Here is a 24,293-nt window from a genome sequence, read left to right on the forward strand (position 1 = left end):
ATCATCATGAAGCGTCAAACAACCGCCGTACGCCTCCTGTCCGTGTTGGCGGCGGCCTTTCTGCTGCTGACAGGCGCGGGCTGCGCCGCCAATGCCGGCGGCGGGCCGGTGGTCAAGGAGACTCCCGCCTATGAATTCGAGGGCTGGGGGAAAAATCCGCCCGCCTTCGACAGAGGGGGCGGCGTCGACGCTATGCGCAGCGTGGCCAAGGACGGAACCCTGGAGCTGTTTATCGACGACACCTCCATGGACTTCGCCGTCAAAGACAGCGCGTCCGGCAAGGTGTGGTACTCGAGCCCCTTCTGCGATCCCTCCTTCACCGGCGACGCGGAAGAGGGCAAGCGCGCCCTGGTCAACCTGACGGTCAGCCGCGGGGGCACGCTGAACACCTTCAACTCCTTCACCCACAGCGTTAAGGACGGCCGGTTCGCCGTCCGTCCCACGCAGGGTGGTGTGCGCATCGAAATGACCATCGGGCAAAGCCGAGCCATCACCTCGCTCGATCTGCCTCAGGCCGTGGAAAAGAAGCGGTTTAAAACCGAAATTCTCGCCAAGCTGCCGGCCGATCAGGCCGCTGCGCTGCAAGAGCGCTATACCCTGTACGACAAGGACGCCCCCGCGGTCTCGGAGCGCAAGCTGGCCGCCGCCATGGAAAAGTTCCCCATTCTCAAGGAACGGGCGCTGTACATTCTCAACACCGGTATTCCCGACTACGCGGCCGAAACCATCAAGGGGTATCTGGACGGCATCGGCTACGACGAGACCCAAATCCAGAAAGACAACGACGACAACCGCGCCGACGTGCAGGTCGAGGAAGTGCTGCGGTACGACGTGGAGCTGCAGCTCCGCCTGGAGAACGGGCAGTTTCTGGCTTCCCTGGACTGTAGCCGGATCCCGGAGGACGCCGACACCTGCGTGACAGGCGTGACCATTCTGGAGGCCTTCGGCGCTAGTCATCAGGCCGCCGACAAGGGCTGGCTCCTCCTGCCGGACGGCAGCGGGTCGCTGCAGAACATCGACGGGTCGGGCAGCACCTACTCCAGCTACACCGTGCGCATCTATGGGGAAGAAAAGGCCATCCGCGTCGAGCAGAAAACCGGCGCGACAGAGCAGGCCATTCTGCCGGTGTTCGGGGAAAACGTGAACGGCGCCGGCTTCGTGGCCATGATTGAGGAAGGGGACGCCGTCGCGGGTGTGACCACCAACCTCAAGGGGATCCTGCCCTTCTCCTCCATCTATCCCACCTTTACCATTACCGAAACGGCCACCGTCGACGCCGGCTTTGCCGACGCTGCGGCCAGCGTGGGCGTCCCCATGGTGCAGCCCGTCCCCTATCGCGGCAGGCTGACCGTGCGCTACGCCTTCGCGTCCGGCGACCAGGCCGAGCTGTACGGCCTGAGCCAAATCGTCCGCGCCCGGTACCAGCAGCAGGGCCTGCTTCCCAAGGAAAAGAAAAAGATGGCCCCCGCGCTGAACGTGCGCCTGCTCGGCAGCGTGGATAAGCCCGCCACCCTCCTGGGGATTATCCCCGTGCGCAAAAACATGGCGGCCACCACCTTCGCCCAGGCCGGGGAAATTGCCGCCGCCCTCCACGGCACCGGGGTAGGCCCCATCTCGATGGAGTATGCCGGCTGGAGCCGCGGCGGCATGTACGCCAAAAACCTGCTTTCCCTGCAGGTGGAAAACGTCCTGGGCGGCGAAAAGGACCTGAAAGCCCTGAATGATACCCTCGTCGCCGCCGGCGACGCCCTCTATCCCCAGACCGCCCTCCTCTCGGTGGCCGATACCCGCGGCTTTAACATGGGCAAATGGGCCGCCCGCGCTCTGGGCAATAACCTGACCACCATCTATCAGTACGATACCGCCACCGGCAACCGCTTCGACTACCGCATCGGCACCTACGTGGCCCCCTCGCAAATCGACGCCTATGTCGGCGGGTTCGCCGCCGATTATGCGAAGCTGGGCCTGCCCGGCCTGTCGGTCACCGATGCTGGCCGGGAGCTGTACAGCGAGATGAACAAGGCACGGGGCGTCAACCGGCAGGATGCCAAAAACCTGGTGGCCAAGGGCCTTGAACGGCTGAACGACGTCGAGCTGCGAATGGCGGCGGGCAATCTGTATACCCTGCCCTATGCCAGCTTCCTCACCGATATGCCTCTAGACTCCAGCCGGTATAACCGAGAGATGTATGCTGTTCCCTTCGCCCAGATGGTGCTTCAGGGCCTGGTGGGCTATACTGGCACCCCGGTGAATAACAATGCCGATTATCAGGAGCAGCTGGTGCGCAGCGCGGCTTTCGGTGCGCAGCTGACCTTCTGCTTTACCTATCAGCCGTCCGATTTTCTCAGCGGCAGCTATGTGGTGGATTATTGCTCCACCGATTACCGCGATTGGCTGGAAGTCGCCGCCGCCGCGTATAAACGCTCGGCCGACTGCCTGTCGAAAATCTCCGATGCCGACATGATAGGCTATGAGCCGGTGATGGAAGGCGTGTTCCGCACCGCCTACGATAACGGCGTGGCGGTGGTGGCTAATTACACGCCGTCCCCAGTGGCGGTGGACGGCGTGACCGTCGGCGCGATGGATTTTGCCGTGATCGAAGGGGCTTTGGATTGAAGGCGCTTCTATTCACTGCGGCCTAATGCCCTTTTCCAACATTAGGCCCGGAAAGGACCGGATCACAATGAAACTGCATAACGGCTATTATAAAAGTAAAATCAACCGGCAGAAGGCGTTGACCGGCTTTCTTTTCTCCCTTCCCACCATTTTTGGCCTGGTGGTGCTGTTCTGCCTGCCCATGCTCGGTTCTCTGCGCATGGCCTTTTCCCAGGTCTCTCCGGCCCGGGACGGCAGCGGCCTGCTCTACCAGCCAGCCGGCCTGTCCAACTTCTTTTACGCTTTCCGGGAGCATCCCGATTTCACTCGCAAATTGGTGGAAGCGGTGCAAAATATGGCCTTCAGCGCCCCGGTTATCCTGTTCATGAGCTTTTTCTGCGCCATCCTGCTCAACCAGAAATTCCACGGCCGCGCCGTGGCGCGGGTCATCTTCTTCCTGCCCATCATCTATGCCTCCAGCGCCATGCTCAAAGTGGATTCCGGCGACGTGATGCAGCAGGCGATGCAGAGCGGCACCTATAAATCCGTGGAGGCCTCCGCCGGCTTTCTGCAAAGCTTCGAAATCACCGGCTTTATCCAGCAGTTCGGTCTGCCGGCGGAATTCACCGATTTTCTCAATAACATCGTCAACCAGGCGTATCATATCATCACTCTGTCGGGTGTACAGATTCTCATCATGCTCGCCGCGCTCCAGTCTATTTCCCCCTCGCTGTACGAGGCGGCCCACGTAGAAGGTGCTGGCGGGTTTGAAAAGTTCTGGCTGATCACCTTCCCCATGTGCAGCTCGGCGCTGCTGCTGTGCCTGATTTATTCCATCATCGACTCCTTCGTCGCCTATAACAACCCAATCGTGCTGTTGACACAGCAGATGATGAATGACATGCGCTACGGCTATTCCGCCGCCATGTCCTGGACCTACTTCATCGTGGTCACCGCGATTCTCGGTGTGGTGGCCCTCATCGGCTCCCGCTTCGTTTTCACCTATGACAAACGCCGCTGACCCGGAAAGGACATGAATCTTATGATAAAAAATCGATTCGTTTCTGCGGCCGGGCCTCAGCGCCGGGAGGAGCTGACCTATCGCTATAAGCGGGCCGCCAGTAAAGGACGCAGCGCCGCCTGGTCGGTGATCCGGGCGCTGCTCGTCATCGGGATTTCTTTTGTTATCCTCTATCCGCTCATCGTCAAGCTCAGCCTGTCCATCATGAGCCGCAGCGATATGAACGATGTGGCGGTGCGCTGGGTGGCCAAGGAACCGACGCTCTTCAACTTCCAGTTTGCGTTTGACGCCATGGTTTATCCCAAGGCACTGCTCAATACCGTTATTGTTAGTACGGCCTGTACCCTGCTGCAGCTGTTTTCCTGCTGTCTGTCGGCCTACGCCTTCGTCAAGCTGCGCTTTCCCGGCTCCCGGGTACTGTTCCTCCTGGCGGTGTTCACCCTGGTGGTTCCGCCCCAGACGTATATGCTCGGCATGTACTCCCAGTTCCGCTTTTTTGACCCGGCCGGCCTGGTTACCGCCATCACCGGCAAGGAAGGCTTGCTGGATACCTTCGTGCCCTTCTTCGTGCGCTCTCTTTGCTCGGTGGGGATCCGCAACGGCCTGTTCATCTACCTGATGACCCAGTTTTTCCGCAATATCCCGAATGAACTGGAGGAGGCCGCCACCGTGGACGGCGCGGGCCCGTTCAAAATTTTCTACCGTATCATGCTGCCCAATTCCGTCCCCATTCTGGTAACGATTATGGTTTTCTCTTTCGTTTGGCAGTGGAACGATGACTTTTTTGCCGGGCTCTTCGCCCCTAAACTGGATTTTATTTCCCGCAACCTGTATCTCATCAACGATAAAATTCGCATCGTCACCGGCGAATATGTCAACGATCCCGCCTACACTTCGATCCTTAAAAATGCGGCGTCTCTCCTGGCGGTGGCGCCCCTGCTTATCTTGTTTGTGGGCGCTCAGCGCTTTTTCGTGGAAAACTTTGAACGTTCCGGTATAGTTGGATAGCCAGATCTGGAAATCACAAGCGGGATTGGAAAGAACCGCTTCCCGGCCGCCCGGAGAGTCGGCGCCCCGCCTAAGTGGGGACACGCTTCTTCCCATTCTATTTAAGCCGCCTGGAGGCGGGGAAATGGAAGGTTAATATGAATTTTCTAAAGAAGGGTTTTGTTTTCGTTATGTCTATGTTGGCAATGGCCGGAATGGCTCCGGCGACGCAGGCGGCCGCCCTGAACAGCATGGCCCCCTATGATAAAATGGTTTCTCCCAATGAGTTCTACAACGGTGCCATGCTGGATCTCAAGCCCACCGGCGACGCCGGTGAATGGATCAGAACCGAGCTGCGAACCATGAAGAACGAGTTCAATATCAATACGGTCAACATCTATGGACTGGAGGGCTTCCGGGCTAAGGACGCCCTTTTCGACGAGCTCAAGCGTCTGGATATGCAAGTGGTAGTGCGCATCGAGAGCTACAGCAGCACCTTTGCCTTTCAGGTATCCGACCTCGACTGGATCTTCAATCGTTATAAGGATTTGCTTGACTATGTCTGTGCACCCGGTCGGCGGGAACAAGTAGCCTATTTTTCCCTAAACATGCCGGTGGACGACGGTAGCGTACAGAACCGCCTGCAGGGCGGCATCAACGGCCAGCAGTCTAAGGAACGGCAGGTGTCCTACGCCAAGGCCTTTGTCGAGAAAATGCGCGCGGAAACGGCCGCTCGCGGCTTTTCAACCGCTAAGATGTTCCTCAGCATTTTCTACGGCTGGGACAACAGTTTCGATATTCCCTCCTACGCCTCCGCCGGTGCGGACGGTTATTTTATGAACAACTACTCCTATCCCCGTAACGACAGGGTTCCAGACGAAACTGCCAGCGACGATACCCTCATCAATAAGCTGCGCCTGGCCGTCTCGGTGAACAAATACCGTTCCCAGTATGCGGGTAAACCCCTGGTGATGGAGTTCGGCTTCCATACCATGGAATACAACGACGGCAAGAAACCCAATCAGACCGCCGGCCTGGTGGCCAATAAAGCTGCCAAGCAGCGGGCCATCAAAGCCACTATCGCGTATTACCGCACGGTTCCCGAGTTCCGGGGCGCCCTCTATTTCGGCTATAATCTCTATAAGAAAGAGGGCAATCCCGCCGCCGTGATGGATTGGACACTCCAATATCCCGACGACGAGCAACCCGCCGCCACGACCAGCTCCACCAGTACCGGCGCTGCGGAGACCACCACAACTCAAGCTTCCGCTCCCGGGACGACCAAATCCTCCTCCGGCGGGGCCACCGTCTCCACCGCCTCTGTGCCCACCTCCTCCGCCGACGCTTCCGGCGAGGCCTCGATTTCGGGCAGTACCTCCGACGAAGCAGCTGTTTCTTCCGGAAACGACATGACCACCGCCGCTGCTGTGCCGGTGGATAAGTCCGGCAAAAAGGGGCTGTCCCTGGGGGCTCAGCTGGGTATCGGCATCGGCGTGTTCCTGCTGCTGACCGGCCTGGGTACAGGCGGCATGTGGCTCTATATGAAGAAGCGCAAACCGGAGTAAAAACGGATTTTTCCGAAAGAATGGATGGTAACGATGAAGCGAACCCGTATCGCGGCCCTGGCCTTGTCCTTGCTGTTTCTCGGCGCCGCCCTGCCGGTGTCCGCCGGCCAGGTGCAGCCGGTCAATACCATGACCCCCTACGACACGTATGTCGAGCCCGATACCTTTCTGAACGGCGCGGTGCTGGATCTCAAGAAAACCGGCGACGTACCCGCGTTTCTGAAGCGGGAACTGGAGAACATGCGATACTGCTACAACATCAACATGGTCAATCTCTATGGATTGGAAGGCTTTGATTCCGGCGATTCCACCGCCAATAAGGATGCCCTGTTCGCCGAACTTAAGCGCCTGGGAATGAAGGTTGTGGTACGCATCGAAGCCTACAACGCCTCCTCCTTCGCCTTCCGAGAAAGCGATCTGGAATACGTGTTCAATACCTACAATAAGCTCATCGCCTATGTCTGCGCCCCCGAACGGCGGGAGCAGGTGGCCTATTTCTCCCTGAATATGCCGGTGGACGACGGCGCCGTCCATAAAAATCTGGGTGGAAATATTAATTCCGACCTGTCCAAAGAGCGGCAGGTGTCCTATGCCAAGGCCTTCGTCTCCCGGATGCGGGAAGTCACCAAGGGGCATGGGTTTACTGACGCAAAGATGTATCTGAGCATCTTCTACGGCTGGGACAATACGTATGAGACTCCTTCCTATGCCTCCGCCGGCGCGGATGGGTATTTTATCAATAATTACAGCTACCCACGTAATCAGTATAAGCTTCCCGGCGCGGATGCTACCGATGACGAGCTCATCAACGCCACCCGTCTGAAGATTTCTATGAAAACCTTCGTGTCCCAGTATCCCGGCAAGCCCCTGGTGGTGGAATGCGGATTCCATACGCTGGAATACAATAACGGCGTGGTGCCCGGCCAGACCGCTGGCCTGGTGGCCGATAAGGCTGCTAAGCAGCGGGCTCTCAAGGCCGTGATGAACTTTTATCGCACCAACTATCCCGATAATTTCGCCGGTTTGTCCTATTTTGGTTATAACCTGTATAAAGAGGAGGGCAGCCCAGCCGCCGTCATGGACTGGAGTTTGCTGTACCCCACCGTGGGCCAGGTGGAGGCCGAGACCGGATACCGGGAAGGGAATGCTGTCAGCGTTAAGGATGAAACCGCCTTCGGCGGCCTGGCAGTTTCTATCCCCGCCAAAGGAGATGGCTTAACCTTCGGCGACTGCGCCGCCCTCAGCCAGCTGAAGCTGCGGTATAAAGCCGCCGCCCCCGTCAAACTGGGCGTCTACACCGACGGCGAGCTGCGTCAAACCCTGACCCTCCCCGCCCAGAACGAGTACGGTGAGCTGCTGCTTTCTCAGGCGGTGTCCAAGAACGCGGAACTGACCCTCAAGCTGGAAGAGGGCGCAAACCTCATACTGGACACCCTCAGCGCCTATGAACAGATCGAGGCGGAAAACGGTAAACTGTCCGGCGGCGCCTCCGTCGTGCAGGAAGACTATACCTCCGGCGGCGCGGTGGTGGGCGGTCTGCAATCTCCCGCCGACACGATAACGATGGAAAACATCCGTTCCGGCGCCCGGCTTAAACTGCGGTATAAGGCCGCGGCCGACAGCTGCGTCAGCCTCAAGGTGGGCGATAAACCGGCGGTGGAATTGGCTTTACCCAAGTCGGAGGAATACACCGATAAAAGCCTGGCCCTCAACGTCCCGGCGGGCAGTGCCTTGGTGATCGCCGGCGTGTCCGGCGATGGGCTGTTCCTCGACTATCTGTCCTTGAGCGGCGTGGCCTCCGCAGAGCCGGAATCGGTTTCCTCCGCCCCGGCGCTCAAGGATGGCGGCTTATCCCCCGTCGCCATTGTGGGCATCTGCCTGGGTGCCTTCCTCGCGGCGGTGGCTGTGGTCACAGCGGTGATTCTGGTAAAAAACAAAAAGAAAAAGTAACCGGCGCGCCGGTTTTACGAAAGGATGCGTAAAACATATGCTGAAGGAAATGGGCATTGCGCTGCAGCTGTATTCCGTCCGAGAGGACATGGAGAAGGATCTGCCGGGGACCCTGCGCGCCGTCAAAGCCATGGGCTACGAGGGCGTGGAATTTGCGGGTCTGTATGGTTATGAGCCTGCCGCGCTGCGCGCCCTGCTGGAGGAAATCGGGCTGACCGCGGTGTCCGCCCACGTGCCTTTGGAGGAGTGGTTGGTTGATTCCGCCGCCTGTGCCGCCGCTTATAAAACCGTCGGCTGTCGGTTCACGGCGATCCCCTGGCTCAATGAGGACAAACGCCCCGGTACTCCGGGTTTCGAGGATGTGAAAGCGGTGATTCCGCGCATTGCCGCGGTCTGTGCCGCGCAGGACATGCCTCTGCTGTACCATAACCACGATTTTGAGTTTGTTAAGCTGGACGGGGAGTATGCCCTCGACAGGCTGTATCGGGAGTTTCCCACCCTGTCCTCGGAATTGGACACCTGTTGGGTCAAGGTATCGGGGGAAGATCCCGTCGCCTATATCCGTCGGTATTCCGGTCGCGCCCCGGTGGTACACCTGAAAGATTACGCGGGGGAGGGGGATACCTTTGAGTACCGCCCCCTGGGCCGCGGCGTACAGAATATTCCCGCCATCATCGACGCGTCGAAAGACGCCGGTACACTCTGGCTTGTGGCGGAACAGGACAGCCCCAGCCTCGGCCTGTCCCCCCTGGACTGTGCCAAGGCCAGTCGGGAGTATCTGAATACGCTATTCTGACATACAACAACCCCGCCCGCAGCGCTTAGGCGCCGCGGGCGGAGCTTTTTCATAGGTTTATCCGGCTTATGCTCGATATTCTGTTGGAATGACTACATGAAAACCATCTACAATAGTAAGAGCAAAGAGGAATGCGTCAGTTTGGATGCGCTGGAAAACAGTTCAACCTTGTTTTCGTTCGGGGCACCAGACCCGTGGCCGGCAATTCGTAATGAGTTGCCGGCCATTTTTTAGCAAGGCAACCACCGGCAAAGCCGGTGGAGGGAGAAAAAGCAATAGCGTTGATTAGGGTATAAAAGACCTCCTTTGGTAAAATGGGAACGGGTAACGCCACCGCCCCAAGAACCAAAGAAGGTCATGTCCGAATGGACGAACAAAGCTTATCACACACGAAATGGAAATGTCAATATCACATCGTGATCGTACCGAAGTATCGGAGGAAAGTGATCTATGGAAAATTGAGGAAGGATATAGGAGTGATATTGAGAAAGCTATGTGAGTACAAGCAAGTAGAAATCATAGAAGCGCATGCGATGCCGGATCATATACACATGCTGCTGTCGATCCCACCTAAACTGAGCGTAGGAAACTTCATGGGATACTTAAAAGGGAAAAGTACCTTGATGATATTTGAGAGGCATGCAAACATGAAGTACAAATACGGCAGGAGATGCTTCTGGGCAAAAGGGTATTACGTGAGTACCGTTGGAGGCAACAAAGCCGCCATTGAGAAGTATATCCGAAACCAGGAGACAGAAGATCAGATGATGGATCAACTCAGCTTCAAGGAATACGAAGATCCATTCAAGGATTTAGAAGACTAGAGTAACGCTAAGGTGCGGTTGGCGTTACTCATGACGCGCCTTTAGGCGCTGCTGGTATCATGCCCTTTTAGGGCCATCATCCATGACCACGTCCTTTGGGCGTGGTCATGACTATTCTACGGTGAGTAAACTGCTCATAATCGTTGCCGGTTGCTTTTGATTTGCGCTGAGAGCCGACTCTGCCGCTTCAAGGATATGTTCCAAACCGGGACGGCCATCCGCAGTGATTAAACGATACGACGGTAAATGCTGGGTTCATAAAGAAATTTTATATTCATATGATAAAGCGTTTTCAGACAGGAAAACGATGGCAGAAACTAAAATTCGAATTCTATTTCGCACATGGCAACGTCTATTTCCTATGGTAAAAACCAAGAGCAACGTGATATTCTATAAGCGCAATAATTTTCGTACAACGACGGCAAAATTTGTTGAAAGCATCGAAAATCGACAAAAGGGTGAAAGAAAGGATGAAGCAAATATGTTGAGAAAAAAGACCTCCCGCGTTATCGCTTTTCTGATGACGATGCTGTTGCTCACAGGCGGGCTTACGGGCTGTAAGGGCAATCCGGATCCGATTGATGATCCGAGCTCATCCGGTTCAAATCCGGGTTCTTTCAGTGCCAGCAGCGACGCGGCGGCTCCCTCCGGCGGCGATACGACCTCGCCGGAACAGACACCGGGGTCCAATGCGCCGGGCACTTCGAGCACTTCAAGCGGCCGGACAAACAAACCGAACGGAACCACGAGCAACAACGGGGGCAACAACACCCCGGGAAGCAACACGGTAAAGGGTACCGTTACGCTGATGATCGCCGCCGACGCGGAAAAAGAAACGGCCGCTATGCTGAACGTGTTCAAAAAGAAATATCCGCAGGTGACCTTGAAAACACAGGTTGAAGGCGCCACCAACACGATCGGTCAGGATTTGAGCAAGCTGTCGGCGGCCAAAAAGCTGCCGGACGTCGTGCTGTTTGGGACAGAAAACTTTGCGTATATCATGAGCCAGGGGTTGGCCTATCCGCTGGATAAGCTGTATGCGGCCGATCCGGACAAGAAGTATGCGTTCCAGGCGGGCATTGAAAACTACACCTATTTTAATCACCTATATGCGTTGCCCTTCCGGCTACAGTTCAATACCATCGGCGTCAATACCGATCTATTTGAAACGCTCAATTTGAAGGATCCGGGCTACAACTGGACGATTGCTCAGTTTGTGGATATGGCTAAAAAGGCGACCACTACCACGTATTCCGGCATCAATTACATTTTTGACAGCGGCGACCCTACTCACGGCTTGGATATTGGCTTAATGAACAGCCTTCTCCCCGATGGATTTGGACTGTATGGCTACAACATGAAAAACAATACCTTCAATTTTACAAATGGAGCGTGGGTAAAAGCCAAAGAGGTTTGCAAAAATTTGACAAACACCCCCGGCCTGGTCGCCGACGATTTGAAGAAAACCAGCAGCGGTGGGAAAACCGCCTATGAGCAGAAATTTGGCAGCGGCGGCGACGCGATGAAGGCCGGCAAGGTGCTGTTCACGAACACCCACTCCTGGCAGGCCAGCTGGTATGACGAGGTGAAGCACAACTGGGACTTCTATCCCTACCCGCGCAAGGATGACAAAACCAACCAGCGCATCCAGACCCACGTGGACTTTGTCTGTATGACCACGGCGGTGACGCAGGCCAACCGCGACGCAGCCTACGCGCTGCTCAAGACCCTCAGCTACGATAAGGACGCCGCGATCGAATACGTCAAGTACTGTGAGTCGCAATACGCCAGCACCAAAAAGCGCACCCTCCTGACCCCCGCCTCGGCCCATCCCGACGTTATCGCGTATTACAGCAAATCGAAGGTTTACCCCAACGGTATGAAATATATGTATAAGCAGGTCATGGCCGATAAGAGCAACGTGTTTGTGGCCGACGTCAATAAAATCGTCCCGAACTTCTGGAACAATGTGACCCAGTATCAGACGCAGGTCGACGAGCAGATCGCTTCCGGCACCGCGCCCGCCTCTCTAGCTAAAACGCTGGAAACCAAGGTCAATGCCGCGTCAGCAAAGACCTGGGCAAATTTTGAAAAAAAGGTAAAAAGCGCCACGGACAAGTTTTACGAAAGCCATCCGTATGAAAAGTAAATCCTTGGGTAAACGCCGATTTTCCATACCAAAAAAGGAGTGTTCGTGCTGATGAAAGCGAGACAATGCCTGGCGGCTGTTCTCTCGGTGCTGCTGCTGACGACCGTAACCGCCTGTAATGGCGGACCAGCATCACCGAGCAGCGAACAGCGCCCCCCGTCGGAGGCGGCTACCTCGACAGCCGCCTCGACAACGGAAACCACCAGTGGAGAAACGGGAGAGACGGAGCCTTCTTCAGAGGAAACCAGCCCGACGGAATCCGAATCGAAGCCGTCGCGCAGTCCTATTAAGAATCCATCGACAGCCACGACGACCACCACCACGACGATAAAAAAGCCGGTGAAGTATATGTACCAGTTCAGCGATGCTGCCCGCGTTTATCTGTCCAATAGCAAGTCGACCTTTGTGCGCCAGAATGACGCGTTCAAGATCTACAGCAAGAAAAACCTGGACGCTTCCACCGGTCTGATTGTGGAGTTTGACGCCAATGTGACCGAGCACGAGATCGAGGGCTTCGGCGGCGCTATGACCGACACCTCCGCGCAGATGCTGTCCGCCCTGCCGGAGAAGACCCGTGAAATGCTCATGGAGAAGCTTTTTGACGCGGAGAAGGGTATCGGCCTGTCGATGATCCGCGGCTGCGTTGGCTCCAGCGACTTTGCCACCGAATACTATACGTACGACGACATGCCGGAAGGGGAAGAGGACTGGGATCTGAAACACTTTGACATGTCCTACGACCACAAGCAGATCATCCCCCTGATGAAGGACGCCATGGCGATCAACAAGAACATAAAGTTCCTGCTCTCCCCCTGGACGCCTCCGCTGTGGATGAAGACCAATTACAAGTGGCAGGGTTCTTCCGGCGCCATGCTGCGTGTGGATTGCTACGACGTTTACGCCCAATATCTGGTTAAGACCATCCAGGGCTATGAGGCGGCAGGCATCCCGATTTACGCCCTGACCATCCAGAACGAGCCGCAGGGCCGGGTCGGCTGGCCGGGCTGCATCTGGGACGGCGATCAGATGGCCGATTTCATTTCCCTTTCCCTGCGCCCCGCCATGAACGCCAACGGGATTACCAGCAAGCTGTGGGCCTGGGATCATAATTATGCCGATTACTTGTTTCCCTTAACCATCCTGGCCCAGTGCAAGGACGATATTGACGGTATCGCCTGGCACTGGTACGACGGCACCCCGGAGCAGATGAAGGAAGTCAGCGATTATTACGAAGATGTGCCGATGTACATTACCGAGAACGGCACGGCGATTGGCACCTTTGACAATCAGCTGCGGGAAATGGCCAGCGGCTGCGTCCGCGCTCTTCGCAGCGGCGCGCGCAACTACATCACCTGGAACCTAGCTTTAGACCTAAAGGGCGGCCCCACCTATAACAACATCAACAACGGCTGCTCCGGCATCATCCGGTTCGACGAGACGGGAGAAAACATCCAGTATACGGCGGAGTATTTCGGGTTTGCGCACTTCAGCAAGTTCATCCACGTGGGCGCTAAAGTGGTTACCTCCACCGATACCGGCGCCGCGACCAAGTACAACCAGGTCAATCTGGTGACCCGTAACCCCAATGGATCCATGACCGCGGTTCTGGTCAACAATGAAAAGACCGAGAAGGTATTCAAGCTTGTCATGGGCGATCAGGTCATGGAAGTGCCGATCGCGGGCAGAAGCGTTATCACTGTCACGTGGGACGCCAATGCGTGAAAACCAAGCAAAAGGGAAAAGGGGGTTATGTTAACTCATGAAACGGAGAAATCTACTGGCTATTCTCTCAACGGTTTCGGTTCTCCTGGCTTCCACGCCTTTGCTCTGGCTGCAGGCGGATACCGCCCCGGCCATGAAACGCATGGAGGCGGAAACCAACGCCTCGCTGAATCTGTACTGCAATCTTGAAGACGGCGGTTCGGGAAAAGTGGTCGGCGGCAGCGTGGGGGTGGATGTGAGCCAGACCCTGGCGGAGATTCAGGCCGGTGGCCTGGACAAGAGCAAGACCTCCTATGCGGAGTATACAGTCAGCGCCCCGGTCGCCGGGGAATACGCCGTGCGTATCGGGGCCGTCATGGGAGCCGGAAACGCGGTTGCCGACTATCCCGCGGCGGTGGTGGTCAATAACGGCAAAGGCGGCGACGTGTATCCGGCTACATTCCATTACGATGAAGCCAATACCTGGGCCGTGGGGGAAACCACTGTGACCATCCGTCTTCAGGAGGGAGAGAACCGGATCGCCTGCACCGGCATACTCAAGGACATTCTGGACGCCGGCGCAGGATGGGCCTATTGCAATCAGGATTATCTGGAGATTGACGGCCGTCTGACGGCCGCTCCCATTACGCGCATGTGGGCGGTCAACGACGCCGTGGCCAACCTGTACAGTGTGGATGGCAGTAAGCTGGGCGGCGGCAGGGACGCCACCCAGACCATTGCGGACATAGAAAAAGACGGCATCAACCAAGCGGCCACCTCCTATGCAGAATACAGCGTGTATGCGCCGGAGGACGGCGAGTATTCGATTACGGTAGGCGCTATCCTGGGGGCGGCGAGTGCGCTGGATACCTATACCACAGCTGTAGTGGTCAACGACGGCGGTCCGGGCCGTGTCTATCGGGCCGACTTTCGTTTTAATCCGGCCACCGGCTATACGGGTAACGGCGCGGCCTGTACGGTACGGGTCAGCCTGGTGGAAGGCCGCAACGTCATCCGTTGCACCACCGTCACCAAGGACGTGCTGAATACCGGCGTGGCGTGGGCCTATTGCAACATGAACTATTTGGATCTGGACAACCGCCTGACCACGGTTCCCGCGCCGATCCGCATGGAGGCGGAGCGGGACGCCGCGCTGAATATGTACGGCAAGCTGGACAACGGCGGCACTACCGTGGGCGATAGCGTCACCAGCATCCAGACAGCGGCGGACATTAAGGCCAACGGCCTGGACGACGCCAAAACCTCCTATGTGGAATACCGGGTAGAGGCCCCCGCTGCCGGCGCCTATACGCTCCGTGTAGGAGCGGTGGTGGGCGCAAATGCGCCGCAGAGCGACTATCCCGCCGTGGTGGTGGTCAACGGCAGCAACGCCTATGACGCGGTGTTCCATTTCGATGAAGCGACAGCTTACGCGCACGGCGAAGCGGCGGTTACCGTCCAGCTGGTTCAAGGGATTAACCGCATCGCCTGCACCAGCATGCTCCAGGATGTTCTGGACGCGGGGGCGGAATGGGCCTATTGCAATCAGGATTATCTGGAGATGGACGGCCGTCTGACGCCCAAGCCGGTGAACCGCCTGCAGGCGGAAAACGGCAACTACAACAACAAGCTCAACGCCGGGGAGGGCGGCGGCACTGGCCGCGTGCTGGGCGGCAGCACCACCAGCAGCCAAACCCTGGAGGACATCAAGGCCAACGGATGGGATCGGATGGCGGCCTCCTATGTGGAGTATAAGGTCAGCGCCCCGGCGGATGGAACCTACGAGATCCGCGTCGGCGCCATGATGGGCGGCGGCAGCGAGCAGTATCCCACGGCGGTTATAGTCAATAACGGCAAGGGGACCGATGTGTACGCGGCGGACTTCCGCTTCAATCCGGGAAGGGATTGGGTACCGGCGGCTTCGGTTTCCCTTAAGGTGAACCTGAAGGAAGGGGTCAACAGCATCATCACCACCGCTCTTATCGGCGGATCCGGGGGATGGATGAACCTGGACTATTTGGACGATGTGGAGGGGCGGCTGACCCATCTTCACGCCAACCGTGTGGACGCCAACGCGGAAAAGCTGGTGCTGAACAACTACAGCCGCACGGACAGCGGCGTTGGTTACGGCAATTTTGAGGAGCTGAAAAACAAGGTTTCCCTGGACAACCTGATGGAAGGCGGGAATCTGGAAAACACGCCCTATGTCCAGATGGTGGTAACTGCGCCGGAGGACGGCGAGTATCCTATCCACGTGTACTACAATACCGGCGCCGATCCGGCGAAGGCGGCTTTGGGCGTGGTGACGGCGGACAATACCCTGATCAAGGGAACGCTCCAAGGAAATTGGGGCGGAAACGCGGAAATCCGGCTTCCCTTGAAAAAAGGGGACAACAAACTGATTTTCACCATGCCCCTGCCCAAGGACGCCGCCAGCCTGGCGGGCTATGATTGGGGGAACGGCTGGGCCGATCTGTACTACTTCCTTCTCTGGGACGGCCTGACCCTGGCCGAGGAGGTGTGGGAAGATGTAGACTTTGTCCGCATGGAAGCGGAGAAGGACGCCCGCCTGAACGCCTATGGAACGCTGGAGGGCTCTGCAGAGAACCCCAGCGGTACCGGTATCACCGTGGGCGGCGGCGTGGATGTCAAGAGTATGCCCACCTATGCCGATGTGGCGGCCAACGGCCTGAGCAGCAGCGCTTCTTATGTGGAGTATACCGTAAACGCGCCGGAGGCTGGGGAGTATGACGTCGTTATGGGCGTCCGGCTGGGAGCCGGCCAGGCGCTGGCTGTTTATCCGGCGGCCATCGTGGTCAACGGCGGTGGGCAAGGAAATGTCTATCCGGCCAATTTCCGGTTCGATCCGGCGACGGAGTTCGCCAATACGGCAGCCTGCCGGGTGCGGATTACACTGCGGGAGGGACTGAACCGTATTGCCTGCACCAACGTGCTCAAGGATGCGGTAAGCGGCGACTCGGGCTGGGCCTATATCAACCAGGATTACCTGGACGTGGAGGATCGCCTGGAGCCGGTATCTTATGAAAAGCCGATCCGCATGGAAGCCGAAACGGACGCCTATCTGAACCTCTACGGCAACCCCGAGGGGACCGAGGAGAACCCCAGCGGCACTGGCGTTACCGTGGGCGGCAGCGCGGATATTCACAATGTGCAGACCTATGCGGATATCGCAGCCAACGGCCTGGACAGCGTTTATACCTCCTATGCGGAGTACACGGTGGACGCGCCGGAAGCCGGTGAATATGAGGTGATCGTCGGCGTACGACTGGGCGCGGACAAGAACTTTTCCCTCTACCCGGCAGCGGTGGTGGTCAACGGCGGCGGCCAGGGAAACGTCTACAAAGCGGACTTTGTGTTTGATCCGGCTGTGAGCTTTGTCAATACCGCCGCGTGTGTTGTGCGTGTCAGCCTACAGAAGGGGCTCAACCGGATCGCCTGCACCAGCGTTCTGAAGGATATGGTGGACGCGGGCGCGGCCTGGGCCTATGCCAACCAGGATTACCTGGATTTAGATTCCCGGCTGACCCCGGTTCCCTATGAAAAGCCGGCGCGCTATGAGAGCGAGCTTTATGCCATGCCCAACCAAATCGCCATCCAAACCGGCCGGGAAGACTATTCGGGTGGCGGCTGCCTTGGCGCTGCCAACAACGCCTACGTCCAGACGCTGGCCGATATTCAGGCAAACGGCATCGACGGTATGCGCACGGCATTTGCCGATTATCAGATAGTCGCGGAGCAAGCAGGGACCTATGCGGTCTACATCGGCATGAGGTATGGCGTCTGGTCGTCCTCGGGAGATACGGCGCCGATCGACAAAGCCTATATGGTCGTGGAATGCGGCGATTTCCGCCAGGTGATCGAAGCGCCGGTAGCGGGCGTTCAAAACCGTGTGTTCACGGTGCAGGTTCCCTTCACGGCGGGCGGCAACGTCCTGCGGATTTCCGGCTTTACCGCCGATTCCAAGTTCGAGACTGGCGATGTTTGGACGGATTTCGACTACATCGAGCTGCCAAAGGAATTGGCGGCGGAGCCTTTCGGCGGAACCGTCGAAGCGGAAAATTCGGAAAATTACAACTACTCTCTGCAATATGACGAGAGCATGTCCGGCGGCAAATATCTGGGCGGCGCCGATTACAATAGGCTGGATGAGAGCCGGGTAACCTTTGATACCCTCACGCAGGAGGTTATGGAAGAGATTCCTCATGTCCGCTTCACTCTGAACGCGAAGAAGGCTGGTTTGTATAGCGTGGCGCTTCGTTTTCGGTCAGGCTGTGCGGATGAGGTTCTGCCGGAGGAGGCGTGGCTTGCCGTCGTGACGAATGACGATTTTGGCAAAAAGCAGAAGCTGAAGTTTATTCCCGGAGAATTTAATATGTATACCCTCGCGTTCGTGGTGGAATTGCAAGAGGGGGAAAACACCTTGCTGGCGACCTCCCCGCTATGCGAATTCCGTCCGGTGGAGGATGGCCGCGTCGACATGTGGGCGGACATTGACTGCCTGTACCTGGGAGGCGGCCTGTCGGTAGGCGACAGTTTCGTCTCGGGCGAGGACAATACGGGCGATTCGCAGCTGAACGTCAAACCACAGCGGCCGATACCTCCGGATGATTCGACCGCGCCCGTCGATCCCGGCGCCCCGGATACCGGGGTTGCGTCCGGCACCGTGTATGCGCTGGTCGCCGGCTGCGGCGCTTTGGCGGCTGCGATACTATTCTGCCGTCGAATGAGCCGAAGAAAGACAAAGCAATAGGCGTCGTGTGGCGGGTGTGCCGTGATTGGGCCCACCCGCCACATTTTCCACCGGCCACACACCGATGGGGAAATACGGCGGGAGAGATACGATTTTCCAAAGGAGTTTATCTGACTATGGCCAAAAGTTGTCGGTTCAATCCGATTGTGGGCGGACATTATGCCGATCCGGAGGCCCGGTTTTATGAGGGCCGGTACTGGATTTATGCAACCTGTTCGCAGCCTTTTGAATTGCAGAAAAATCTGACCGCGTTTTCCTCGACGGATCGGATTCATTGGACAGCGCATGAAAATCTTGTGGAGATGCGGGATTTCCCATGGGTTGAGCGGGCCGTCTGGGCCCCCACGGTTATTCAACATAAGGATAAGTATTATTTGGTTTTTGCTTCCAACGACATACACAGCGACGAGGAGCCGGGCGGCCTTGAAATCGCCGTATCGGATTCTCCTGCCGGTCCGTTCCGCGGGTGGCTGGGACGGCCGCTGATAGGGGAAATCCTCAACGGCGCGCAGCCGATTGACGCCCATCTGTTCCAGGACGACGACGGAACCGTTTACCTGTATTACGGGGGCTGGGGTCATTGCAACGCAGCCATACTGAACGATCGGATGGATGGCTTCCAGCCGCTCGGCGACGGCCAGTATTTGCGGGAGATCACCCCGGAGCGGTATGTCGAGGGCCCCTGTATGATCAAGCGGGATGGGCTGTATTATTTCCTCTGGTCCACCGGCCAGTGGGCGGGAGACGACTATGCGGTGCTGTATGGCGTTTCCCGTTCGCCGCTGGGGCCGTTTCCCTGCATGGGGACTGTGCTGGAAACGGACGAAGCAATCGCCCGCTCGCCCGGCCATAACAGCTACTTGTATTTGCCGGACAGCGATAGCTATTATATCGTCTATCATCGGCGGGAAATACCGGATGCCGGTGCCCATGCCCGCCGTTTATGCATGGATAAAATGGTTTTGAAAGACGGACGGATATTCCCGGTGACCATGACGCGCGGCGGGTTTTGAGCACGCCGTTCGGCCGTCCATATGTAGAGAGGAGAATGCCCAATGAGCAGACAGTCCTGCCGTTCCCGCTTACATGCGGCCTGCCGCAGCATGCTGGCGGGAGCGCTGGCGCTGTTTTTCCTGCTTCCGACGGTGCAGAATGCCGCCGCTATGGAAGTGGAGCGGCCGGAACGGACGCAGGCGGATACATCCTATTACGGATGGCTGACTGTTCCGGAAGAGGATACCGTGGCGCGGGCGGAGCTGCCGGAGCAGGGACTGGCCCTTACGGAAGGACAGACCGTCTCGCTGACACTGGACATTCCGCAGGCCGGCGAATACGCCGTCGCCGTTTCCTACCATGCGGATCAGAACGTTGTGCTGGACAGTACAATGACGGTGGTCTGGGCAGGGCTTCCGGCCGTTAAAACGGCGGTGTACAGTCTGTGGCAGGATGAGACGAAGGAGTACGCGCTGGATCGCTACGGCAATGAGGTGACCTCGCTGCAGACGACGCTGAATACGCCGGTGGAGGACTATGTGCGAGACAGCACAAGCATGGACGCAGCGCCGGTTCTGTTCTCCCTCAAGGCGGGCAGGCAGACGGTGCAGGTGTGCAGCGATAACCAGCCGATGCATCTATATCGGTTCCGCGTGGTGCGGCATCCGGAAATTCTCACCGCCGGGGAATACCGCGCGCGGCATGACGGCCCGGCGTATACCGGCGCGCCGGTTATCGTCGAAGGGGAGGATTATGCCGTCAAGTCGGATTCCTTTATCCGCAGCAAGGCCGAATCCAATTCCGGTGTGTATCCCTATAGCCCGTATTATAAATGGATGGCGACGGTGGACGGGGTCTCGTGGAATGCGGTCGGGCAGCGTGTGCTGTGGAATATAACGGTTCCGCAGGACGGCTGGTATCAGGTGGCGTTCCACTACTCCCAGTCCAGCCAGGAGGGGCAGGAGATTTATCGCACCTTGGAAATCGACGGGCAAATCCCCGCGGACAGCTTCCGGGAAATGCCGTTTTCCTATACAGGTTCGCCTTATGCGTACAACATTCCGGAGGACGCCTTGTGGCTGACAAAAGGCAGGCATACGCTGGGAATGATGGCGGAATCCTCACAGACGGCCACGCTGGTGGACGATGTGCAGACGCTGATGGAGGAGCTGTCGGATATTGGCCTGAGTCTGCAGCAGGTGGCGGGCAGCAGCGCCGATAAGAACCGCTCTTGGGACATTGAGACGTACATACCGGGCGTCATCGGCCATATGCGGGACATTCAGTCCCGTCTGCGGGCGCTGTACGACACGCTTGAGAAGCAGTATGGCGAGGTACCGGCCAACTGCCTGAATCTGCGGCTGGCGGACGATATGATCGAGCAAATTCTCAAAAAGCCGGAGAAAATGCCGACCCGCATCGAGGAAATCAGCGTCGGCTCCGGCTCGATCACCAACCTGCTTGTCGAGCTGATTAATAAATGGAAAAACCAGGGCCTGTCGCTCGATCGGATTTATCTGATGGAAAAGGGGACGGAGCTTCCGGCCGCCAATGGCAGCTTCTGGAGCAATCTGATTAACGGCGTCAAGCGGTTTTTCAACGCGCTGACGTCGCGGGAGGCCAACTACAGCGCGTCGGCGACGGGCGATCGGCAGACGCTGAGCGTATGGGTTAACCGCTCGGTTCCCTATGTGGAAACCATGCAGATGCTGGCGGATTCCCGCTACAAGGGCGTCGATGCGGATGGCAACCCAATCTCTGTGCAGTTTTCCATCATGCCGGATGAGGGGAAGCTGCTGCTGGCCAACGCCTCGAATACCTGTCCCGATGTGGCGCTGAGCGTGACGGGCGACCGCGCCTACCAGCTGGGGCTGCGCCACGCCGTGGCGCCGCTGTCGGATTTCCCGGATTTCACGGGGTATATTACCGGCAAGTTTTTGGATTCCGCGTTTGAGCCGTATCTGCACGACGGCCGGGTTTACGGCCTGCCGGAAACGCAGGATTTTTACGTGCTGCTGTACCGCAGGGATATTTTAGAAAAGCTGAAGCTCCAGGTTCCGCGAACGTGGAGCGATCTGGCCGAGCTGATGCCGGCGCTGCGCCGCAGCGGCATGAACTTCTATATGCCGCTGTCCTCGCAGACCGGCACCAAATCCCTGTCCTATATCGCGCCGTTTTATTTCCAGGCGGCCATTGCCAGCGGCGAGAACCCGGATTACAGCTTGTGGTCGGAGGATGGCACAAGCGTCAATTTCAACAACGAGACCGGCATTCGAGCCTTCCAGGAATTGACCGATTTGTATCTGCTGTACGGCCTGCAGAACAACATGCCCAGTTTTTACAACAACTTCCGATACGGCGTAACGCCGCTCGGCATCGGCTCGTTTGCCAATTATGTGCAGCTGCTGTACGCCGCGCCGGAAATTGCCGGTCAGTGGGGCGTGGCGCCCGCGCTGGGCTTCTCCGATGAAAAGGGGAACCTCTGCAATCAAATGCCGTCCTTCGATCGTTCGGCGATTATCATGGACAGCAGCCTCAAAAAGGAAGCCGGCTGGGATTTCATCAAATGGTGGATGTCGACCGAGACGCAGGCGGAATTCGCACAGACCCTGCAGGCTAAGTTCGGCTCGGAATTTGTCTGGAACAGTGCGAATCTGGAGGCGTTCGCCCAGCTGGCGATTCCGTCCGCCGACCGCGAGGTGATTCTCCAGCAATGGGAGAACGCCGTCAACCTTCGATATCTGCCCGCGACCTACATGATGGAACGCAGCCTGAGCGATGCATGGTATAAGGTGACGCAGGGGCAGCAGCCGGTGCGGATTGCGCTGAACGAGGCCGCCGTCAGTGTGGAGCAGGAGTTGATCCTCAAGCTGCAGGAATTCGGCTATCTGAATGACGCGGAGGAGCCGATAAAGCCCTATGACATGCGGCAGTGGGCCGTTATCCGGCAGGAACTTTTCCGAGAGTAAGGGATAAAGGCTTTTTCTCGGTGCAGGAGGACGATTTCTCGGGACTCTTTGGACGAGGCTTGGCTCCTGGAGACTTTGATCAAAGAAGGGGTTGCATATGGTATCAAAAGCCTTGATACGGACGGATACGCCGCGGGGCCGGAGAGGTAATGTCTTTATCCGTTATTCGCACTGGGTTTTGCTGGCTCCGTTCCTGATTCTGTTCATCACGTTTATCATCCTGCCGATTCTTCTGGCCATTGGGCTGTCGTTTACGAATTTCAACGGAGTGGAATCGCCGAATTTTGTGTTTCTCAGCAACTATATTCGGATATTTACGAAGGACTCCGTTTTTATGCAGAAGATTTTCCCCAACACCATCCTGTATGCGGCCATTGTAGGGCCCGGCCGGTACATTCTGTCGTTTATCATGGCGTGGCTGCTCGCACAGCTGACCAAAGGGCCCCGCACCATCCTGGCGGTGACCTTTTATCTGCCGTCGATGACGGCGGGCGTGACCATCTCGACGGTATGGGCCGTGCTGTTTTCCGGCGATCGGACGGGCTATCTGAACAGCCTGCTGCTGCAGCTGGGCATTATTCAGACCCCCATCACCTGGCTGCAATCGCCGGAAACGCTTATGCCGGTGATGATTCTGGTGGCCCTGTGGTCCAGCTTTGACGTGGGCTTTTTGTCGATGCTGTCCGGTATGCTAAACGTGAATAAAGAAATTTATGAAGCGGCGCATCTGGATGGCATCCGCAACCGGATTCAGGAAATCATCTATGTCACTATACCGTCCATCCGTCCACAGATGCTGTTTGGCGCGGTGATGGCTCTGGTCGGCACATTCAACTCGGCCGGCCTGGGGGTTCAGCTGTCCGGCTCCAACCCCACGCCGCAGTATGCGGGCTCATTGATCGTGAATCATGTGGACGACTTTGGCTTTATCCGCTACGAAATGGGATACGCGGCTGCGCTGTCGGTGGTGTTGCTTCTGATCATCTCGCTATGCAGCAAGCTGGCCTATAAGCTGTTCGGAGATAACTGATCGGCCCGTGCGCCGATGGAATGCCTCATGCCGAAAGGTGAGTGATTGGATTGGCAAAAACAAAAAAGAGAAAAAACCTCATGGCGATCAACCCGTCGAAATTCGACGCCGCGCAGCTTGTGGTTTACCTGGTGCTGCTGCCGCTGCTGGCGTTGATGCTTTTGCCGATACTTTACATTGTGTTTACCGCGTTCAAGCCGATTGGCGAATTGTTTGCCTATCCTCCGCGATTCATCACCACGCATCCGACCCCGGATAACTTCCGGAGGCTGTTTGAGGCCACGGAAAACACGCTGTTTCCGCTGTCCATTTATTTGTTCAACAGCATCGTCTCCACGGGGATCGTGGTGGTGGCCGGCATTTTCATTTCAGTGGCGGCGGCCTACGTACTGTCCAAAAAGCGGTTTCACGGGCGGAGTCTGATATTCAAGCTGAACACACTGTCGATGATGTTTGTGCCCACGGCGGTCAGCATCCCCCGCTATCTGGTCATCAAGCAGGTCGGTCTCTTGGATACCTTCTGGGCGAACGTCGTCCCCATGCTGGCCATGCCGGTCGGCATATTTCTGGTCAAGCAGTTTGTGGATCAGTTGCCGGAGGAGCTGGTCGAATCCGCCCGTATTGACGGCGCGACGGACTACGGCATTTTATTCAAAATCGTCGTTCCTCTGGTAAAGCCCTCGCTGGCCACGGTGGCGATTCTGCTGTTTCAGAATGCCTGGAACAGCATGGAGGCCTCCAGCCTGTTTATTAATACCGAATCGCTGAAAACCTTTGCTTTCTATATGAATTCCCTGTCCAACTCCGGAAACGGAGTGGCCGGTATGGGAATGGCGGCGGCCGCGGCTCTTCTAATGTTTCTTCCGAATGTGATTCTTTTTACGTTGATGCAATCCCGTGTGATGAGTACGATGGCGTATTCCGGTCTGAAATGATGCGGCT

Annotated in this window: 15 protein-coding genes; all 15 read left to right on the top strand. The window is 57.3% G+C overall.

Annotation, left to right across the window (positions count from 1 at the left end):
- The first annotated feature begins 6 nt into the window (after positions 1-6).
- The 15 genes from ACSAMM_RS00740 (at position 7) to ACSAMM_RS00810 (ending at position 24,286) form a co-directional block, all read left to right on the top strand.
- On the top strand, positions 7-2,616 hold the full coding sequence (locus ACSAMM_RS00740; protein ID WP_457789063.1) for a DUF5696 domain-containing protein: 2,610 nt from the start codon (positions 7-9) through the stop codon (positions 2,614-2,616).
- A 67-nt stretch (positions 2,617-2,683) separates the two neighbouring features.
- The gene (locus ACSAMM_RS00745; RefSeq protein WP_178725811.1) at positions 2,684-3,616 is read left to right on the top strand and encodes a sugar ABC transporter permease; all 933 of its coding nucleotides are present in this window, start codon (positions 2,684-2,686) and stop codon (positions 3,614-3,616) included.
- A 21-nt stretch (positions 3,617-3,637) separates the two neighbouring features.
- Positions 3,638-4,624, top strand: a complete 987-nt coding sequence (locus ACSAMM_RS00750; protein ID WP_178725809.1) for an ABC transporter permease subunit — start codon at positions 3,638-3,640, stop codon at positions 4,622-4,624.
- 170 nt (positions 4,625-4,794) lie between these two features.
- Complete coding sequence (locus tag ACSAMM_RS00755; RefSeq protein ID WP_178725807.1) at positions 4,795-6,168, top strand: hypothetical protein; 1,374 nt, start codon at positions 4,795-4,797, stop codon at positions 6,166-6,168.
- 33 nt (positions 6,169-6,201) lie between these two features.
- Positions 6,202-8,118, top strand: coding sequence for a hypothetical protein (locus ACSAMM_RS00760; RefSeq protein ID WP_178725805.1), 1,917 nt, complete (start codon positions 6,202-6,204; stop codon positions 8,116-8,118).
- A 37-nt stretch (positions 8,119-8,155) separates the two neighbouring features.
- Positions 8,156-8,914 (top strand): sugar phosphate isomerase/epimerase family protein, encoded by a 759-nt coding sequence (locus tag ACSAMM_RS00765; protein WP_457789066.1) that lies wholly within the window; start codon positions 8,156-8,158, stop codon positions 8,912-8,914.
- A gap of 96 nt (positions 8,915-9,010) precedes the next feature.
- Entirely contained in the window at positions 9,011-9,148 is a 138-nt protein-coding gene (locus tag ACSAMM_RS00770) for a hypothetical protein (RefSeq protein ID WP_457789068.1), read from the top strand.
- 131 nt (positions 9,149-9,279) lie between these two features.
- Positions 9,280-9,738, top strand: a complete 459-nt coding sequence (gene tnpA / locus ACSAMM_RS00775) for an IS200/IS605 family transposase (RefSeq protein ID WP_457789070.1) — start codon at positions 9,280-9,282, stop codon at positions 9,736-9,738.
- Positions 9,739-10,219: 481 nt separating this feature from the next.
- Positions 10,220-11,887 (top strand): hypothetical protein, encoded by a 1,668-nt coding sequence (locus ACSAMM_RS00780; protein ID WP_178721112.1) that lies wholly within the window; start codon positions 10,220-10,222, stop codon positions 11,885-11,887.
- Between the two features lie 51 nt (positions 11,888-11,938).
- Positions 11,939-13,609 (top strand): glycoside hydrolase family 30 protein, encoded by a 1,671-nt coding sequence (locus ACSAMM_RS00785; RefSeq protein ID WP_457789072.1) that lies wholly within the window; start codon positions 11,939-11,941, stop codon positions 13,607-13,609.
- 37 nt (positions 13,610-13,646) lie between these two features.
- Complete coding sequence (locus ACSAMM_RS00790) at positions 13,647-18,359, top strand: hypothetical protein (protein ID WP_457789074.1); 4,713 nt, start codon at positions 13,647-13,649, stop codon at positions 18,357-18,359.
- Between the two features lie 116 nt (positions 18,360-18,475).
- Positions 18,476-19,372: a family 43 glycosylhydrolase gene (locus tag ACSAMM_RS00795; RefSeq protein WP_178725461.1), complete on the top strand. Its 897-nt coding sequence runs from the start codon at positions 18,476-18,478 to the stop codon at positions 19,370-19,372.
- Positions 19,373-19,414: 42 nt separating this feature from the next.
- Positions 19,415-22,321, top strand: a complete 2,907-nt coding sequence (locus tag ACSAMM_RS00800; protein ID WP_457789076.1) for an extracellular solute-binding protein — start codon at positions 19,415-19,417, stop codon at positions 22,319-22,321.
- A 97-nt stretch (positions 22,322-22,418) separates the two neighbouring features.
- Positions 22,419-23,351, top strand: coding sequence for an ABC transporter permease subunit (locus tag ACSAMM_RS00805; RefSeq protein WP_178725465.1), 933 nt, complete (start codon positions 22,419-22,421; stop codon positions 23,349-23,351).
- Positions 23,352-23,392: 41 nt separating this feature from the next.
- Entirely contained in the window at positions 23,393-24,286 is an 894-nt protein-coding gene (locus tag ACSAMM_RS00810; RefSeq protein ID WP_457789078.1) for a carbohydrate ABC transporter permease, read from the top strand.
- Positions 24,287-24,293 lie beyond the last annotated feature (7 nt).

The sequence above is a fragment of the Anaeromassilibacillus sp. SJQ-5 genome (genome assembly GCF_054108045.1).

Bases quoted from the DNA above. Each gene is read 5' to 3' on its own strand.
- ACSAMM_RS00785 (WP_457789072.1), top strand. From the start codon at position 11,939: ATGAAAGCGAGACAATGCCTGGCGGCTGTTCTCTCGGTGCTGCTGCTG.
- ACSAMM_RS00805 (WP_178725465.1), top strand. From the start codon at position 22,419: ATGGTATCAAAAGCCTTGATACGGACGGATACGCCGCGGGGCCGGAGA.
- ACSAMM_RS00790 (WP_457789074.1), top strand. From the start codon at position 13,647: ATGAAACGGAGAAATCTACTGGCTATTCTCTCAACGGTTTCGGTTCTC.
- ACSAMM_RS00755 (WP_178725807.1), top strand. From the start codon at position 4,795: ATGTCTATGTTGGCAATGGCCGGAATGGCTCCGGCGACGCAGGCGGCC.
- ACSAMM_RS00760 (WP_178725805.1), top strand. From the start codon at position 6,202: ATGAAGCGAACCCGTATCGCGGCCCTGGCCTTGTCCTTGCTGTTTCTC.
- ACSAMM_RS00765 (WP_457789066.1), top strand. From the start codon at position 8,156: ATGCTGAAGGAAATGGGCATTGCGCTGCAGCTGTATTCCGTCCGAGAG.
- tnpA (WP_457789070.1), top strand. From the start codon at position 9,280: ATGGACGAACAAAGCTTATCACACACGAAATGGAAATGTCAATATCAC.
- ACSAMM_RS00795 (WP_178725461.1), top strand. From the start codon at position 18,476: ATGGCCAAAAGTTGTCGGTTCAATCCGATTGTGGGCGGACATTATGCC.
- ACSAMM_RS00745 (WP_178725811.1), top strand. From the start codon at position 2,684: ATGAAACTGCATAACGGCTATTATAAAAGTAAAATCAACCGGCAGAAG.
- ACSAMM_RS00740 (WP_457789063.1), top strand. From the start codon at position 7: ATGAAGCGTCAAACAACCGCCGTACGCCTCCTGTCCGTGTTGGCGGCG.
- ACSAMM_RS00800 (WP_457789076.1), top strand. From the start codon at position 19,415: ATGAGCAGACAGTCCTGCCGTTCCCGCTTACATGCGGCCTGCCGCAGC.
- ACSAMM_RS00780 (WP_178721112.1), top strand. From the start codon at position 10,220: ATGTTGAGAAAAAAGACCTCCCGCGTTATCGCTTTTCTGATGACGATG.
- ACSAMM_RS00750 (WP_178725809.1), top strand. From the start codon at position 3,638: ATGATAAAAAATCGATTCGTTTCTGCGGCCGGGCCTCAGCGCCGGGAG.
- ACSAMM_RS00770 (WP_457789068.1), top strand. From the start codon at position 9,011: ATGAAAACCATCTACAATAGTAAGAGCAAAGAGGAATGCGTCAGTTTG.